Annotated in this window: 14 protein-coding genes and 1 pseudogene; 7 read left to right on the forward strand and 8 right to left on the reverse strand. The window is 40.9% G+C overall.

The features are described 5' to 3' along the window. From IM477_RS09920 to IM477_RS09935, 4 genes and pseudogenes are all read left to right on the forward strand, one after another. Positions 1 to 334: pseudogene (locus tag IM477_RS09920) on the forward strand (Rpn family recombination-promoting nuclease/putative transposase); the annotation flags it as partial. Between the two features lie 71 nt (positions 335 to 405). Then, positions 406 to 3,030, forward strand: coding sequence for an alanine--tRNA ligase (alaS, locus tag IM477_RS09925; RefSeq protein ID WP_287731574.1), 2,625 nt, complete (start codon positions 406 to 408; stop codon positions 3,028 to 3,030). A gap of 70 nt (positions 3,031 to 3,100) precedes the next feature. Next, positions 3,101 to 4,564 carry an AAA family ATPase gene (locus IM477_RS09930; protein ID WP_287731575.1) on the forward strand — a complete coding sequence of 488 codons (1,464 nt, stop codon included), beginning with the start codon at positions 3,101 to 3,103 and terminating at the stop codon, positions 4,562 to 4,564. Continuing rightward, entirely contained in the window at positions 4,557 to 5,318 is a 762-nt protein-coding gene (locus tag IM477_RS09935; RefSeq protein ID WP_287731576.1) for a hypothetical protein, read from the forward strand. Before IM477_RS09930 ends, IM477_RS09935 begins: the two co-directional genes overlap by 8 nt. 192 nt (positions 5,319 to 5,510) lie before the next feature. Here IM477_RS09935 and IM477_RS09940 read toward each other — a convergent pair whose 3' ends face one another. From IM477_RS09940 to dnaB, 3 genes are all read right to left on the reverse strand, one after another. Next, the gene (locus IM477_RS09940) at positions 5,511 to 6,827 is read right to left on the reverse strand and encodes a family 10 glycosylhydrolase (RefSeq protein WP_287731577.1); all 1,317 of its coding nucleotides are present in this window, start codon (positions 6,825 to 6,827) and stop codon (positions 5,511 to 5,513) included. A gap of 92 nt (positions 6,828 to 6,919) precedes the next feature. After that, complete coding sequence (locus IM477_RS09945) at positions 6,920 to 8,497, reverse strand: glycosyltransferase family 39 protein (protein ID WP_287731578.1); 1,578 nt, start codon at positions 8,495 to 8,497, stop codon at positions 6,920 to 6,922. A 1-nt stretch (position 8,498) separates the two neighbouring features. Further along, the gene (dnaB, locus tag IM477_RS09950) at positions 8,499 to 10,256 is read right to left on the reverse strand and encodes a replicative DNA helicase (RefSeq protein WP_287731579.1); all 1,758 of its coding nucleotides are present in this window, start codon (positions 10,254 to 10,256) and stop codon (positions 8,499 to 8,501) included. A gap of 199 nt (positions 10,257 to 10,455) precedes the next feature. Between dnaB and cobM the strand changes: the two genes are divergently transcribed. After that, entirely contained in the window at positions 10,456 to 11,244 is a 789-nt protein-coding gene (gene cobM, locus IM477_RS09955; RefSeq protein ID WP_287731580.1) for a precorrin-4 C(11)-methyltransferase, read from the forward strand. 135 nt (positions 11,245 to 11,379) lie between these two features. Beyond that, complete coding sequence (locus IM477_RS09960) at positions 11,380 to 11,544, forward strand: hypothetical protein (protein WP_287731581.1); 165 nt, start codon at positions 11,380 to 11,382, stop codon at positions 11,542 to 11,544. Positions 11,545 to 11,615: 71 nt separating this feature from the next. Here the strand turns inward: IM477_RS09960 and IM477_RS09965 are convergent, their stop codons facing one another. The 5 genes from IM477_RS09965 to IM477_RS09985 form a co-directional block, all read right to left on the reverse strand. Continuing rightward, positions 11,616 to 12,083 carry a TspO/MBR family protein gene (locus tag IM477_RS09965; protein ID WP_149986205.1) on the reverse strand — a complete coding sequence of 156 codons (468 nt, stop codon included), beginning with the start codon at positions 12,081 to 12,083 and terminating at the stop codon, positions 11,616 to 11,618. A 9-nt stretch (positions 12,084 to 12,092) separates the two neighbouring features. Next, positions 12,093 to 12,434, reverse strand: a complete 342-nt coding sequence (locus tag IM477_RS09970) for a translation initiation factor (RefSeq protein ID WP_287731582.1) — start codon at positions 12,432 to 12,434, stop codon at positions 12,093 to 12,095. A gap of 123 nt (positions 12,435 to 12,557) precedes the next feature. After that, positions 12,558 to 14,081: a cryptochrome/photolyase family protein gene (locus IM477_RS09975; RefSeq protein WP_287731583.1), complete on the reverse strand. Its 1,524-nt coding sequence runs from the start codon at positions 14,079 to 14,081 to the stop codon at positions 12,558 to 12,560. Between the two features lie 2 nt (positions 14,082 to 14,083). Further along, the gene (locus IM477_RS09980) at positions 14,084 to 14,242 is read right to left on the reverse strand and encodes a hypothetical protein (protein WP_287731584.1); all 159 of its coding nucleotides are present in this window, start codon (positions 14,240 to 14,242) and stop codon (positions 14,084 to 14,086) included. A gap of 131 nt (positions 14,243 to 14,373) precedes the next feature. After that, positions 14,374 to 15,507: a HetZ-related protein 2 gene (locus IM477_RS09985; protein ID WP_287731585.1), complete on the reverse strand. Its 1,134-nt coding sequence runs from the start codon at positions 15,505 to 15,507 to the stop codon at positions 14,374 to 14,376. Between the two features lie 72 nt (positions 15,508 to 15,579). On the opposite strand from IM477_RS09985, the gene IM477_RS09990 reads away from it, so the two are divergent. After that, on the forward strand, positions 15,580 to 15,762 hold the full coding sequence (locus IM477_RS09990) for a hypothetical protein (RefSeq protein WP_287731586.1): 183 nt from the start codon (positions 15,580 to 15,582) through the stop codon (positions 15,760 to 15,762). Positions 15,763 to 15,860: the final 98 nt, after the last annotated feature.

A 15,860-nucleotide genomic window follows, 5' to 3' on the forward strand; every position in this document is an offset into this window, starting at 1 on the left:
AAACCAAGCGGTGCGAGAATTGTTAGAATTACCTCAAGGTAATGCTTTCCGGGAAAATGTCCTGGAATTATTAATTGGTTGGCGGGTTAGTATGGAAATAAATAACATCCTAGAAACTGAAGATAGAGAGGTGTTTATGACCTTATCTCAAACCTATCAGGAATGGAAGGAAGCAACTAAACGGGAAGGACAACGGGAAGGACGACAGGAAGGTAAACTAGAGGCTAAACTGGAATCTATTCCCCGTTTGCTTGCTTTGGGTTTAAGAGTGGAACAAATCGCTCAAGCTTTGGATTTAGACTTAGAACAGGTCCGACAAGCGGCGCGAGAGTAAAGGTGGAGAGTTAAAACGCAAAAATGCCACAATGGATAAAATAGGCATTTTCTGACTAACTGACATCTTCTATGAGTAACCACCTAAGCGGAAGCGAGATTCGCCAGCGATTTTTAGACTTTTTTGCGGCCAGAAACCATAAAATTCTCCCTAGTGCCTCTCTAGTCCCAGAAGACCCCACCGTTTTGCTGACTATTGCGGGAATGCTCCCTTTTAAACCGATTTTCTTGGGACAAAAGACCCCGGAATTTCCCCGCGCTACCACTTCCCAAAAATGTATTCGCACCAACGATATCGAAAATGTCGGCCGGACTGCTAGACACCATACTTTTTTTGAGATGTTGGGCAATTTTAGCTTTGGTGATTATTTTAAAGAACAAGCGATCGCCTGGGCCTGGGAATTGTCCACAGAAGTTTTTAACCTTCCCCCCGAAAGATTAGTCGTTAGTGTCTTTAAAGAGGATGAGGAAGCTTTCGCTATCTGGCGCGATAAAATCGGTATTCCTGCCCATCGTATCCAAAAAATGGGCGAAGCGGATAACTTTTGGGTATCGGGTCCCACGGGTCCCTGTGGTCCCTGTTCGGAAATTTACTACGATTTTCACCCGGAATTAGGGGATAAAACCATCGATTTAGAGGATGATAGCCGTTTTATCGAGTTTTATAACCTCGTCTTTATGCAGTATAACCGCGACGCAGACGGCAATCTAACACCCCTAGCGAATAAAAATATCGATACGGGGATGGGTTTGGAACGGATGGCGCAAATCCTGCAAAAAGTCGCCAATAACTACGAAACTGACCTAATTTTCCCGATTGTCGCCGAAGCGGCCCGGTTAGCAGCGATAGACTACCAGAAAGCGGACGAAAAAACGAAAGTTTCCCTAAAAGTCATCGGCGATCATGTGCGCTCGGTAGTACACATGATAGCGGATGGTATCTCAGCATCGAATACTGACAGAGGTTACGTCCTGCGTCGTCTGATTCGTAGAGTAGTACGGCACGGGCGTTTAATCGGTATTGAAGGTCAATTTATCACCAAAGTGGCGGAAGTTGCGATCGCTCTTTCCGAGTCCGTCTATGGCAATGTTCGGGAACGAGAAACGGTGATCAAGGCAGAATTAGAGCGAGAGGAAGCGAGATTTTTAGAAACCCTAGAAAGAGGCGAGAAACTGCTCGAATCGATTCTAGAAAAAGAAAAAAGCCAGATTTCGGGAGTCGATGCCTTTACCCTTTATGATACCTATGGCTTCCCCCTCGAACTCACTCAAGAAATCGCCGAGGAGCAGGGTTTAAGCGTCGATACGGCGGGTTTCGAGCAGGAAATGAAAAAACAGCAGCAAAGATCAAAAGCCGCCCACGAAACCATAGATTTGACGGTACAGGGTAGTTTAGATAAGCTGGCAGAACATATTCACCCGACGGAATTTCTCGGTTATACGGATTTGCAAGCAACCGCAACAGTAACGGCAGTTTTGGTCGCCGGTAAAACGGTGGAATCGGCCGCAGCAGGCACTGAGGTGCAGGTAGTTCTCGATCAAACCCCTTTTTATGCCGAATCGGGTGGACAAATCGGTGATAAGGGTTATTTAACCGGCGATAATCTGCTTATCTGCGTTGAGGATGTGCAGAAAGAATCGGGGATTTTTATCCATTTTGGTCGGGTGGATCGGGGAATTGTCACCACCGGCGATACAATTAATGCTCAGATCGATCGCTCCTGTCGTCGTCGCGCTCAAGCTAATCATACCGCCACCCATCTGCTACAATCGGCCTTGAAAAAGCTTGTGGATGGGGGGATTTCCCAAGCAGGTTCCCTAGTCAGTTTTGAGCGCCTCCGTTTTGATTTTAACTGTCCTCGTCCCCTGACTGGTGCTGAATTGCAACAGGTGGAAGAACAGATTAACACTTGGATTGCCGAAGCGCATGACACCGAGATAGCGGTGATGGGATTGGAAGAAGCGAAGCAAAAGGGAGCTATTGCCATGTTTGGCGAGAAATACGGCTCAGAAGTGCGAGTTATTGATATTCCTAGCGTTTCTATGGAATTATGCGGGGGAACTCACGTTAAAAATACCGCCGAGATCGGTTTATTTAAAATCATCTCCGAGACGGGAATCGCTGCGGGAATTCGTCGCATCGAAGCGGTGGCTGGCCCTGCCGTGTTAGCATACCTGAATGAACGGGATCAGGTGGTGCGGGATCTGTGCGATCGCTTTAAGGTCAAACCTCTGGAAATTCCTGATCGCATCACGGCCCTACAATCGGAGTTAAAAGGCACACAAAAGCAGTTAGAAGCGGTTAAACAGGAGTTAGCACTAAATAAATCGGATGCTTTGCTATCTCAAGCCGAATCTATCGGCGAATTTCAGCTATTAGTCGCTTCTTTGGGCGATATTGATGCTAATGCTTTGATGGCTGCGGCCGAAAGACTACAGCAAAAATTAGGGGAAGGGGCAGTGATTTTGGCCTCGACTCCCGCAGCTGATAAAGTGAGTTTAGTGGCCGCTTTTAGTCCCCGGGTGATTAAAGATAAGGGTTTACAAGCGGGTAAATTTATCGGTGCGATCGCTAAAATCTGCGCTGGTGGTGGTGGTGGTCGTCCCAATTTAGCTCAAGCTGGGGGACGGGATGCTAGTAAGTTAAGCGAAGCTTTAGCTAAGGCCAAAAGTCAGTTAACTAGCAGTTTACAATAGTTTTAAGGGTGGGCATTTTGTCCACCTTTAAAAAATTAGTTATCCTCTCGGTGTGATTGGTAAAAATAATATGGAACTACTGATCAAGAATTTGGGATCAATTAGAAATAATAATCAAGCTATAGATTTAACCAAGAAGTTTTATACTTTTATTGGCTACAACAATAGTGGCAAAACCCTAGTTTCTCAGCTTTTATGGACAATTTTTAATCATGACAATATTAGAAAGTTTTCCGAAAATACCCAAATTGATTCTTTATTAATTGACTCGGAAAAACCTATTAAAAAAATTACGATCAATCAAGAATTAATCGATGAGATTCTCAATAAATTTAGCCGATTTATTGAAAAAGAAGTTGTTAATACTTATAATCTTGATGCCAGTATTAAAGAAACGATTATTGGTTCCAATAAATTGGTTTTTCAAGCAGATATTAAAGAATTTAAAGATAAAAGCTTCAGATTAACCTTTGTTGTTGACAATGATCGGGGGTATTTACAGATTAGCAATGGCAAAGGTAGCCTAACAATAAATATAAAAGAAAATAATATACCTGAGAAAGTATTTGATAAAATACCCAGAGACTTTTTTGAGAGAGCTAAACCATCCAAAAAATTACTAATTATTTATTCAATAATAAGAGTGCTTTTGTCTAAGACAGAAGATACTTTTTTTATCCCCGCTAGTCGTAGCTTTTTCCCTGTTTTTTATCAGTACATTTATGAGATAGAAAGAAATAAAAGAAGTGAGTATAATCGTCGATTGCAAGAATTAATAGAAAATATTGATGATGATGTTGATACTAATAAAAATATATTCAAACGTCTTCAAGAACAATTACCCAAAAGGTCTTATACAGAACCAATGAATAAGGTGATTGAGTCGCTTTATTCTCTCAATACCAAGAAAAAAATTAATTCAGTTTATAATTCTCTGATTGAAAAGATGATCGGATTAATGGGAGGAGAAATCACGATTTCTAGTCTAGAATCGATCGCACCTATTCAATTTTCTTTTAAATTCGATGAAAGCAAAGATTTACCCATGTATCTAGCTTCATCTTCAGTCAATCAGTTGACTATCTTGTATCTTTACCTCAAATATTGGGCCAAGGAAAAAAACAATTTTTTGATGATAGATGAACCAGAAGTTAATTTGCATCCCGAAAATCAAATTCGCTTAATGGATATTTTAGTTCAATTTGTCACCGAGCATAACAATCGGGTTTTGATCACCACCCATAGCCCGATTTTAACCGATATTCTCAACAATTATGTTTATCTTCATACCTTAAAAAGTTATGATGTTGATGTCACAAAAATTATTGAAGATAATCAATTAAAAAATTTAAATCCAGAAATTTCAATTGCTAAAGAAGACTTAGGGGTTTACTTTTTCACGGGTGATAAAATTATTGATTATGGAACCAGTCAATATGGTGTTTATTTTCGTAACTTTAAAGAAGTTATCAACTCTGTGCAGAAATCTGGAGAAATTTTAACCAATCATATCTATTTAGCAGAGAATGAGTAAGTCTAACTCAAAAAAAGAAATATTTTCCCTTAGACAAGAGTTTCACCAAGCTTTAGAAAAACAGGGTTTTATTGAAGAAATCTCCCTTAGTCAGGATGAGTATATTGAAATTCTAGAAACAAAAAAGAGCGATTTAAAGAAAGTAGATATTAATCACTTACAGTTATCGTCTAAAAATGACAAAAATATATCTACAGAAGTAGATAAAATCTGGGTTATCAATTTAGAAAAAGAGTTACCCGGTATCTCTGCTTCCGGCAAAACCCCTGAAAAAGCTATATTAGTTTTACAGAGAAAAGTCGATGATGCTGGTAAAATTCTCAATTATCATCTGCAAATTTGTTTAGTTAAACTCAAAGCATCCCTACAGGCAAAAAAAGACAAAGAAAGCACATTAAAGCAGCTTGCTGGTAAATTTCAAAGCGGGATGAATAGAATCTATATGCTTCTGACTCTCAATAATTATGCTAATCCCCAGAAAAACTATCAAGATACAGAAATATTTGTGCAATTCAGAGGAATTATTTTTTATAATCGCAACGAAATTAAAGATAGTGATATTGCCAAAGAAAATGATCGAGACTATAATTTGAGCGAGAGTACCTTGTATAAAATTCTCTCTCAATCTACAGAATCAGATTTATTAACCCTAGAAACCCTATTAGAAGAACGAGATAAAATCGTCGTTAGGTTTATCAAAAATCCCAATCAAAATCAAAATTATATCACCATAGGACTGAAAGATTTACTCTGAATAAATGCTGCTTCTCTGCAATCTTAACAAGCTTTTTAGCTGTCAGCATTTAATCAGATGTGAGTTTTCATTTCACTGTTTACTGTTTACTGGACGGCTACGCCGTGCCTTTGGCAACACTGAAAAAAATCCCGCCACTCCCCTATACCTTTTAAACAGTATTTAGATAATTTTGATGGGCAAAAATTGCTATTAACTACCCGGAGGGGGAATTACAGGAATTTCGATACCGTCTGGTGCTAAGGGGGGAGGTGTGGGGGTTAGTTCTGGCTGGTCAACAGGTTCAGGTGTACTAACTAAGGGAATATTTTCCACCACGGGAAGACGGGGAGTGATTGGTTGCGAAAACAGCGCTTGAATTGCCGCTTTTCTGGTTTCTGGAGGTTCCAAAGCTTGCTGCCAGAGACTTTCATAAAAGAAGAAAATCACCCCTAAACCCCGTTGACGAGCAGCCAATACCTTTTCTTCAATAAAGGGTAGGGCAATCGGTCGATTGCGTAAACCGGTCAAAACTCCCACACCGGTGGGGATAGTTTGCTGGGTTTCCTGAATTTCGGGACGCTCTATTTGCTTGAGAAAACTGGGCAGATCGGGACGATAAACCTGTACGATCAACTCATCGACTAATCCTTGCCGCACCCAACCGAGCCAATCCTGTAAATGACCATTATAGGCGAATTCGTAGGGATTAGGGGCGATCGAAAGCAGTATATTCGGTTTAATTGCCTCAATTGATTCTTTGAGATTAGCCAGAAAAGCGGTGATTTTATCGGCCCGCCATTTTGTCCATTCGGGATCCCGGGGGTTAGCCGGAGGTGTTTTTTCCGTTTCCTGTTGATAAAGGGCGATAGTATAGGGATCATAGCCGAATTCGTTGGGTAAACTCAGATGATCGTCGAATTGGATGCCGTTAATATCGTATTGTCCCACCACTTCCAAGACTAACTCCCGCAGAAAATTCTGCACCTCGGGACGGAAAGGATTCAACCACACCACCTCACCGGCTGCCCCTACCCAAGTAGTCCCTCCGTCGCGTTTTTGGGTTAACCAGTCCTGATGTTTTAAGGCTAATTCTGAGGTGGGAGGGGCCATAAATCCGAATTCAAACCAAGGAATGACCAATAATCCCCTTCCACGGGTTTGTTCCACCAATTCTGCCAAGATATCTTGTCCCTGCGCTCCCGTAGGCACAAAAGGCTGTATTCCTTCCCGTTGAGCGATCGCGCTAGGATAGAGAGCATAACCGGAATTCCAAACCACGGGATAGATAGCATTAAAATTAAGATTAACTAATTGCTCGATCGCCTGTTGTCGTTTATCCCTGTCCATCAGCATCGCAGTATCGTTGGTGGTGATCCAAACACCGCGGATATCGCCATCCCGACTTTGAGAGAAAGCAGCAGAAAAATAGCCTAATAGTAGGACTATTAGAAAAGATGCTAAGAATAGTAGTATGGGGAGCTTTTTAAGAATTTGCCGCCAAACGCTGGTCGGAATTAGAAAAGTCATTTCTTTAAGGTGAAGATTAACGGTTTTAACTGGTTATAATACCAGCTTTGCTCAACTCTTTCAGGCTAGATTGACCCAAAATATATATTTACCTATTTCTTCACTCGCCACAATTGACCATAGGGATAGAAATAATCAAGACGAATATCGAATTGATCTAGGGCCAGTAATAACCGATTGGAAGGACGAAAAAGAAATAAGTTGACCCGGGGAATTTCTAGGACTTCTTTTAACTTATCGGTATCGGGGTTAGTGGTAGTCAGAAAGTATTTTACATCAGCATTAAGACGATAATTAAGGGAAAGCAAATCACCTAAGTTAGTCCAGTCATTACCTTCGTCGCTGATAACAATGGCCTTAGGTACAGCATTGATTTTTCTGGCAACTTCGCCATTCCAATAACTAGGAACTTTTGCCCAACTGGTTTCGGAAAGAGCATTATTGAAGTTCGATATTATACTAGCAGTTAACAAAAAAGTCAAGATAATTTTACCTAAAATTTTGCCTTGATTAAGCAATTGTGACAAGAAAAAAGCCACAGTTATATAGATAGTAGGAAAGGTCGCAATTAGATAACGGGTGACAGTTGATCTGGTGGTGGTCAAAATTAGATCGGGAATGACTAAAGCTAGGAAAGGCCCTAGGGTTGAGGTAATCAGAAAAGTAAAAGCTATGGGGTTATTGTAGCGATAAACTCGCTCAAAAGCATAGATAGTTAAGATTAAAAAAATTACTCTATATATATAGGTAAAGATGTTATTAAAACCAAAATCGCTATCGCTAAATAGAGAAGTAAAAGTTAAGAGCCATAATTTACTGAACAATCCCCAATCGAGATAGTTAACGGCAGCCCAACTGGTGGAGTTAAAGGCCCTTTGAGAGTTAGTTAAAAAAACCTGTAACCAGGGTATATATAAAATCATCATTGTTAACCCAGATAACAGGAAAAATATCAAGTTATTTTTTCGCTCTGGTTTCATAACAAGATACCAAAGTATAAAGGCTGCTTGAGCAAATAAGTTGAGAATAAAAAAGAGATGGGTGTAGAGTCCGAGAGTATTAGAGATGGTGTATAAAGACCAATTAACAAGAGTTCTTTTTTTGAGGCATTTTAACAGCAGTAATTGACTGATTATCGTTAACAAAACCAAAAGACTATACTGACGGGACATTTGAGCAAATATTATATCAACTGGAGAGAGTGCCAATAAAATTACTGCTAAAATTGCCGTTAACTTTGCTGCAAATAATTCTAGGGATAGATAGTAAATCAATGGGAGAGAGAGAAGACTAAAAACAATCGCTAAACTGCGGGAAGAAACGGGAGAAAAACCGAATATTTTTTCCCAATAGCGAGAGATAATAAAGTATAAAGGTGGGTGTTGAGGGTCTTCTTTAGCGAGAGATTTAATTGTGTCAAAAACATTACTTTCGGGTTTCAGTTGTTGAAATTTTCCTAATTCTGTGGTAGATAAAAGACGATTTTGAAAGATAGTATCAGCGATTTCCTTTGCTTGATAACCAGTGGTTCTAATGGTGGTGTAGGATTCATCATGCCAATAGATTTTTTTATCGATATTCGCCAAACGAAAAACCACACTGAGAGTTAGGATAATTGCCAAAAGTATTAAGAGCCAATTGGGAGTTTTATAATTAATAGTTGCTTGCATTTTAATAATTAGAGCGACTTTGTTTAAGATTAAGAAACTTGGTAAATTCTGGTTGAAAAAGTAGCTTAATTGTGCCGGTGGGACCGTTACGGTGTTTAGTAATAATTACTTCGGCCACACCTCGATCGGGACTATCGGGGTTATAATATTCATCTCGGTATAACATCATAACTAAATCCGCATCCTGTTCGATACTATTATGGACGATGATATTATTGGCAATAAAATTATGCAGTTTATCTACTGTTAAATCATACACTTCTGTCTCTCCATACGCTTGAATTGCCATAACTTCATCCCAATTAAAAGTTAGGTCTGAATTACTCAGAGAGCGAGGTAAAGCGATATAATTACCAATATTTAATTCATCTAATCTTTGCCAACCGTGGACAGTCAAAAATTTATGATTGGCTGTAGCTCTAATCGTGCGACCTAAACGAGTTGTTAATCGAAAAACTGGCTTAAATCCTGTGGAAAAGACCTTAGTTACCAGTGCTTTTTCTAATTTCATTGTTTCCTCATTAAGAGCAAAAACCGTAAAATTAGAGCAATTAACTAACTGACAAATTGGCACTTTAGCACGAGGATCGGCTAACTCAACTAAACTATCACCCGCTAAACATCCCGACTCGCGTAAATCGGACATCATCGGTCTTTTATTATTGCGAGATTCCACGGCGCGACTTAACTGAGAAAGAGCAATTACCGGAGCATGAATTTCTCTCGCTAAACCCTTAAGACTGCGGGTAATTTTAGAAAGTTCCTGAACACGATTATCACCTCCCCCTTCCATTAATTGCAGATAATCGATTAAAACTAATCCCATTTGCCCCTTTTTTTCTGCCTGTAAACGCCGCACTTGGGAACGCATTTGAATTACACTTAAATTGGCACTATCATCGATATATATGGGCAAATTTAATAACTTTTCTAGTCCCCCAAGAACCTTCTCTAAATCATTTTGTCCCAAACGGCCCGAGCGAATCCGATTACTTTCGATTTTAGCCTCATTCGATAACAAACGTTGGGCTAATTGTTCCTTGGACATCTCCAAACTAAAGACAGCCACAGGTAAATTCTGTTGAGCGATATTATAGGCAATATTAAGAGCAAAAGAAGTTTTTCCCATGGAAGGCCTACCCGCGATAATAACTAAATCCGAGGGTTGTAAACCACTGGTCATCGCATCGAGATCATAAAATTGAGTTTCGATACCGGGTAGAGTGGTCGTCTCCTGCATTTTCTCAATTTGGTTAAAAGTTTCAATTAAAGTATCCCCCAGAAAAATTAAACCCTCTTGGGGTCGTTTTTGGGTGAGACGAAAAATCTTTTGTTCCGATTCATCGAAAACATTTTCTAATTCTAGCGTCGTATCCCTGGCTAACTCAATAATTTCTCCCCCGGTGGAAATTAACTGACGACGCATATATTTATCCATCACTAATTCAGCATAGCGATCGATGTTGGCAGCCGAGACAGTGCGCTCAATTAATTGTAACAATCGCGGCATTCCCCCGATTTCTTCCAGCAGATAATTATCCTGTAACCAGCTGCTAACCGTCATTAAATCCGTCGGTTTTCCCTTCCCTTGTAAAGCAAGCGCCGCACGATAAATATCTTGATGGGTTTTCACATAGAAAGCTTCTGGAATTAAAAAATCACTGATTCTACCTAACGCTTTTGGATCTAGTAAAATACCACCTAAGATAGATTCTTCCGCTTCAATATTTTGGGGGGGGAGGGACTGATCGCTAATCATTGTCAATGCTGACCGTGCTTTATCATTAATATTGTATAGTCAGTTTCACCGTAATTAAATACAAATGTTCAGGTTAATGATCGGGGTTGGGTTTTGGGGTTTTAGGGTTTTGGGGTTTTAGTTGAAATTTCCCCACTTCCCCACTTCCCCACTTCCCCACTTCCCTATCTCCCCACTTCCCTTTTAAACAGGATTTAGTATGACTTTAATTGACTCCTCTCCTCTCCTCCCGGCCGTCTATTTTATTGGTGCGGGTCCCGGAGATCCGGAATTATTGACGGTAAAAGCCTATAAAATTCTCCAAAAAGCCGATGTTATCCTCTTTGCTAATTCCCTCGTCCCCAAACAGATTCTTGAGGACACTCGTAAAGATGTCGAGTTAATTCCCACCAGTAGCATCACCCTAGAGGAAATTATCCCTTTAATGATCGATCGCGTGCGTCGGGGTTTAGCGGTGGTGCGACTGCAATCGGGGGATTTAAGTCTCTATAGTGCCATCCAAGAACAAATTCATCTTTTGACAGCAGCAGATATCCCCTTTCAGCTAATCCCCGGAATTAGTGCCTTTCAAGGATTAGCGGCTAAATTGGCCCTAGAATTAACGATTCCGGAATTAGTCCAGACAATTATTCTAACCCGGGTGGAAGGAAAAGCATCTCCCATGCCAGAAAGTGAAGAATTAGCCTCTTTAGCCGCCCATAAAGCCAGTTTATGCCTATATTTAGCCGCCCGTCATGTTGACAAAGCCCAGGAAAAACTCCTAAAATACTACCAGCCAGAGCAACAAGTGGCCGTTTGTTTCCGTCTCGGTTGGCCCGACGAAAAAATCTGGGTTGTCCCCCTGTCAGAGATGGCCCAATTAACCCATCGGGAAAATTTAACTAGAACTACCCTTTATCTAATTAGTCCCGCTTTAAACCAGATTACAGGAACTCGATCGCAACTTTATCACCCGCAACACTCCCATCTTTTCCGTCCTCATTCTTAGGTATTTTCTGGGAAATGTACCGAAAGAAACACTAGGTTTCTACCTAAAGTTAGAGTTAAAGAGCGGCGATTTTGTTTAAAATCGCAGTAGGAGGTAGGACAATTTTAAAAGCTTTTAAAATTAGTCTAACAATCCATGCACAACTGCCCTATGTGTTCGGGAATTACCCTTCGTCACCTTGTGGTTGGTCGTGCCTACTGGTATTGTCCTCACTGTCGTCAGGAGGTTCCTAACTTCCTTGATTGCTCTAGTCCTGCCAAGGTAAAGGTAGAACGAGTTAGAGCGGAAAAAACAGTCTAGATTTTTAAGTTGGTAGATGGCAATAAGACCTGTGGGATGTGTTAAAAATTAACCCATCCCACTTTACCTATCTATACATCCCTAGGATTGAGATGGATCATTTCCCAAGTCACATAGGTACCGATCGGACTCCAAATCAGGTAGGGTAGGAGTAGGATGCCCGCCCAAGAAGAAACAGGGAAAACCAATAGCGCCAGAAGAAAACCCAAGAAAAAACCCGTACCTCCGATAATCGTTCCCGCTTTGAGACTGCGTAGTTTACAGGTGACGGGAGTATAGGCAGTAATAGTCAATTCCACCAACAGATAAAAAGCCATCAAAAACCAGCGATTAGCCGGTTGCGCTTCCCAGACTAAATAAGCAGAAATTGCCCCACAAATATAGATAATTGTCCAGATAAGAGGGATTAATCTTTCAAAGGTTAACCAATCGGGACGACGCAATCGCGCAAACCAACGCACATCCCGAGAATTGAGTAATCCCCCAGCTAACGCGACCAAAAATCCCACGACACCGATAAGCAACCAAGAGGGAATCATGATTTTAAGCTATCCTCCGCTAATTTTGGCTTTGTAACCCGATTCAATGAGAATTTGTAGAATTTTTTGGCGATGATCTCCTTGGATCTCAATGGCATTTTCTTTAACTGTACCACCCGTTCCGCAAGCAGTTTTTAACTGTTTTAATAATTTAGTCAGAGTTTCGGTTTGACATTGAAAACCTGTAACTATGGTAACGGTTTTTCCCGCACGACCAGAGCGGGAGGTTTGTACTCGCACATTCTGCTGATTCGGGGGTAATTCAGGAATGGAACGCTCAAAAGCTTGAGAATTGCTTTTATCTCCAAATTCCTGATAGGCAATCCGGTTTTTTTCCTTTGATTTACTCATATAGCAATTATCATAGTGGGTTTGGGGTTTGGGGGTTGGGAAGTGGGGAAGTGGGGAAGTGGGGAAGTGGGGAAGCTGTCTCATCACCCTATCACCCCAAAACCCTATCACCCTATCACCCTATCACCCTATCTCCTCCTGACTGCTGATAGCTCTTAATTGGTTGGACTGGCAGCGCATTTGATTAAGTTCAGCAGCCGACATTCGATCGAGATGACCTAAAATCATATTAACTCGACCTTGGGATTTTAATTTTTCTCGATGTCGTGCCAAAAAATCCCAGTAAAGAAAATTAAAAGGACAGGCAAACTCCCCGACTCGTTCATTTTTTTTATACACACAACCCCGACAATAATCACTCATTTTATCAATATAGTTGGCCGAGGCGGCGTAGGGTTTGGAGGCGAGAATTCCCCCATCGGCAAATTGTCCCATTCCCAACACATTAGTCTGCATTACCCAATCGTAGGCATCGATAAAAACACTATGAAACCAGTTTTCAATCTCTTGGGGAGAGCAACCAAAAATTAAGGCAAAATTGCTCAAAATCATTAATCTTTGAATATGATGGGCATAACCGGTATTTTCCACCTGTGATAATACTTGTTTGAGGCAATTCATCTCGGTTTGGTTACTATCCCAAAAGAAAGCCGGTAAGGGTTGTTGATGCTCAAACCAATTACGATTAGCGTAATCTTCTCCCAAATAATGATAAATTCCCTGCATATATTCCCGCCATCCCAACACCTGACGGATAAATCCTTCGATGCTATTTAGGGCTAAATTATCTTTTTTATAGGCAATTTCTGCCGCTTGAATCACTTCCAACGGCGTTAGTAATCCTAGATTCAGATAGGGAGATAATAGGGAATGCCAGAGGGTTTCTTCTCCCGTTACCATCGCATCTTGGTAGGGTCCAAAGTTGGGCAGACAATTAGTAATAAAATGCTCCAAAACCTGTAAAGCTTGTCGGCGGTTTACTGCCCAGCGAAAAGGTTTGATTTTTCCATATTTAGGAATATCTAAAGCTTCCACATCAGCGATAACCTGAAGGGTAATTTCATCGGGTTCAAACCAAAGAGGAGCAGCAGTTTTTAATCCATCCTTGGGCGGTTTGCGGTTTTGTTTATCAAAGTTCCATTGTCCTCCTATGGGTTGATTATCCTCGATTAAAATCTGCCATTTTTTACGACTTTCTCGATAGAAATCCTCTAGTAATAGTCTTTTACGAGATTTAGCCCAATTATTAAAATCTGTCCTAGTCCAGAGAAAGTGATTATTATCAATTAGGGTTATAACACAGTCTAAATTCAGATTTTTGATTAATCTAAGAAAAGGTAAATTATTAGGCATCATAATCTGTAATTCTTTAATGCCTAATCGTTCAATCCAAGCAGATAAAATCGGTTCAAAATCTTCAGCAACTTCGTAGGTGACAGACCATCCTAAAGTTTTTAATTCTTCGGCAAAATGACGCATCCCCGACCAGATTAAAACTAATTTTTGCTGATGATAGGGTCTTTGTCGAATATGATTGTGGGATTCAATTAAAATAACCGGCGTTTCCTGTGAATAGGCTTGACGATTAGCTAAGGCCGCTTGTCCTGTCCATAATTGATCCCCTAAAATCCAAATACCAATGGTCATAATTATCTCATGTCCTCGACTATTCCCCCGTATTTTTTAGCCATAATATCCGCCATTTCCCGAGCAGAAAATTTACTGGCTTTATCAATGCTGGGGGTAAATGTACCCGTAGAGGTTAAATAATGGGTGAATACCCCGACTTTTTTGCTAATAATCCACATATTTCTTGAAGTCAAAAATCAAAAAGGGGATGGGAAGTGGGGTGTGGGGTGTGGGGTGTGGGGTGTGGGGAGTTTTCTCAGTGAACTGATAACTGATAACTGATAACTGATAACTGATAACTGATAACTGATTAGGTTTTTGTCCTGAGACTTTGGGCGCTTAGATAAAGTTGCGTCCATTCTTTGACCACTTGTGTGCGTTTACAGTTTAATTCGCCAGCGATTTCCTCAAGGGTTTTACCCGCTTTTAAGCCATCGATAACGCTTTTACCCCTGGGAGAAAGGCCAGCATAGAAACTTTGCCATTGACTGAGAGTTAAGCCAAAATTATGCTCTTTCGGGCTGATTTCTAACCATTCAGCGATTAATTCTGTCCCTTCCTTGAGGGCAAAAACCTTAATCGCATGATAGCCAACTTTTTCCCGGAGACGATAAATCCCTTGAATGGGAATATTCATCGCTTTGGCGATCGCATCTTGGCTTTCGCCCCCTAGATAGAGGTTAAACCAAGTCACCGCCTCCGGACTAACATTTTCCTCTAGATACTTAGCAAAACTCTCTTGAACTTTTGCCCGGAGAATTTGCGCTTCTTGGCAAGTGCGTTCATCTTCGTAGGTAGCGATCGCATTTTGATCCAGTAAACTTAGGCTATTTTCTCCCTCATCGCCACTAATTTCATCGGAGAGAATCCTGATCATTTCTTCCCGCGGCACATTAGTGATACCGCTTTTCGATTGACGACGGAGATAATTAACAAAACGATAGGCTAACAGGGGTTGATTGCGGATCGGACGCAGGGCGTATTCCTCTAGGGTGGCTAACAGCAGCCGATCGCGAGTAGCTTGATCGTTGGTACAACGAGCGATCCATGCTAACTGGGATTGCAGATAGCGATCGCTATTTAACATCTCTTGAATAATTTCTTGCAAGACATCGGCCACCGCTTGCCGACGATCGCGACTTAAGGAAACCCAAGTGCGAATTTTTTGCCGGAGAGTGACACAAGCGCCGAGACGATCGATCAGGTTACGATAGGCGCGGGTGGGACTAACTTTCAGATAGCGTTGCCGTAAAATTTGCCAAAGATAGACTAATCCCCGTTTAGCGATTTCTAAATCTCTCTCATCTAAATTTTCCCAACGTTGGCTATCTTCACCGAGTAACCAATTGATAATGGTATCCCGTTGGCGATCGGTTAAGGAATCCTCTGTTTGAGAGAGGCGATCTTGCCATTGTTGCCTTAACTCGTCGATTATTGTCGTCATCGAAAAATTGAGTTCCAAACCCCGTCTTTTTAGGACGGCTTTAGTTTGAATACTAGCGCATTTACACGATATATGCTAGAACCTGAGCCATTGAGAAAGCCGATCGCACCGATTTTACCCCACACCCGACTAGAACGAACTAATCAATTAAGTCTTTTGCCAGATAAGGATTTAGTCGATTTATGCCACCCGATCAAACCATACCAAGTAACGAAGAACCAGTATGTTGTCTTGGCATCTTGTCTGTTGATTTAGCATAAAGAGTAACGAAGAGCCATTAATTTTAATAAACAACAGTTAGACAAAGGCTAGTTATACATAGGGTTTGCTGAAAAAGTTTGTTGGTGGGGTTA

The sequence above is a fragment of the Microcystis sp. M090S1 genome (genome assembly GCF_020246295.1).
Taxonomy (GTDB): Bacteria; Cyanobacteriota; Cyanobacteriia; order Cyanobacteriales; family Microcystaceae; genus Microcystis; species Microcystis aeruginosa.

Bases quoted from the DNA above. Each gene is read 5' to 3' on its own strand.
- alaS (WP_287731574.1), top strand. From the start codon at position 406: ATGAGTAACCACCTAAGCGGAAGCGAGATTCGCCAGCGATTTTTAGAC.
- IM477_RS09930 (WP_287731575.1), top strand. From the start codon at position 3,101: ATGGAACTACTGATCAAGAATTTGGGATCAATTAGAAATAATAATCAA.
- IM477_RS09935 (WP_287731576.1), top strand. From the start codon at position 4,557: ATGAGTAAGTCTAACTCAAAAAAAGAAATATTTTCCCTTAGACAAGAG.
- IM477_RS09940 (WP_287731577.1), bottom strand. From the start codon at position 6,827: ATGACTTTTCTAATTCCGACCAGCGTTTGGCGGCAAATTCTTAAAAAG.
- IM477_RS09945 (WP_287731578.1), bottom strand. From the start codon at position 8,497: ATGCAAGCAACTATTAATTATAAAACTCCCAATTGGCTCTTAATACTT.
- dnaB (WP_287731579.1), bottom strand. From the start codon at position 10,256: ATGATTAGCGATCAGTCCCTCCCCCCCCAAAATATTGAAGCGGAAGAA.
- cobM (WP_287731580.1), top strand. From the start codon at position 10,456: ATGACTTTAATTGACTCCTCTCCTCTCCTCCCGGCCGTCTATTTTATT.
- IM477_RS09960 (WP_287731581.1), top strand. From the start codon at position 11,380: ATGCACAACTGCCCTATGTGTTCGGGAATTACCCTTCGTCACCTTGTG.
- IM477_RS09965 (WP_149986205.1), bottom strand. From the start codon at position 12,083: ATGATTCCCTCTTGGTTGCTTATCGGTGTCGTGGGATTTTTGGTCGCG.
- IM477_RS09970 (WP_287731582.1), bottom strand. From the start codon at position 12,434: ATGAGTAAATCAAAGGAAAAAAACCGGATTGCCTATCAGGAATTTGGA.
- IM477_RS09975 (WP_287731583.1), bottom strand. From the start codon at position 14,081: ATGACCATTGGTATTTGGATTTTAGGGGATCAATTATGGACAGGACAA.
- IM477_RS09980 (WP_287731584.1), bottom strand. From the start codon at position 14,242: ATGTGGATTATTAGCAAAAAAGTCGGGGTATTCACCCATTATTTAACC.
- IM477_RS09985 (WP_287731585.1), bottom strand. From the start codon at position 15,507: ATGACGACAATAATCGACGAGTTAAGGCAACAATGGCAAGATCGCCTC.
- IM477_RS09990 (WP_287731586.1), top strand. From the start codon at position 15,580: ATGCTAGAACCTGAGCCATTGAGAAAGCCGATCGCACCGATTTTACCC.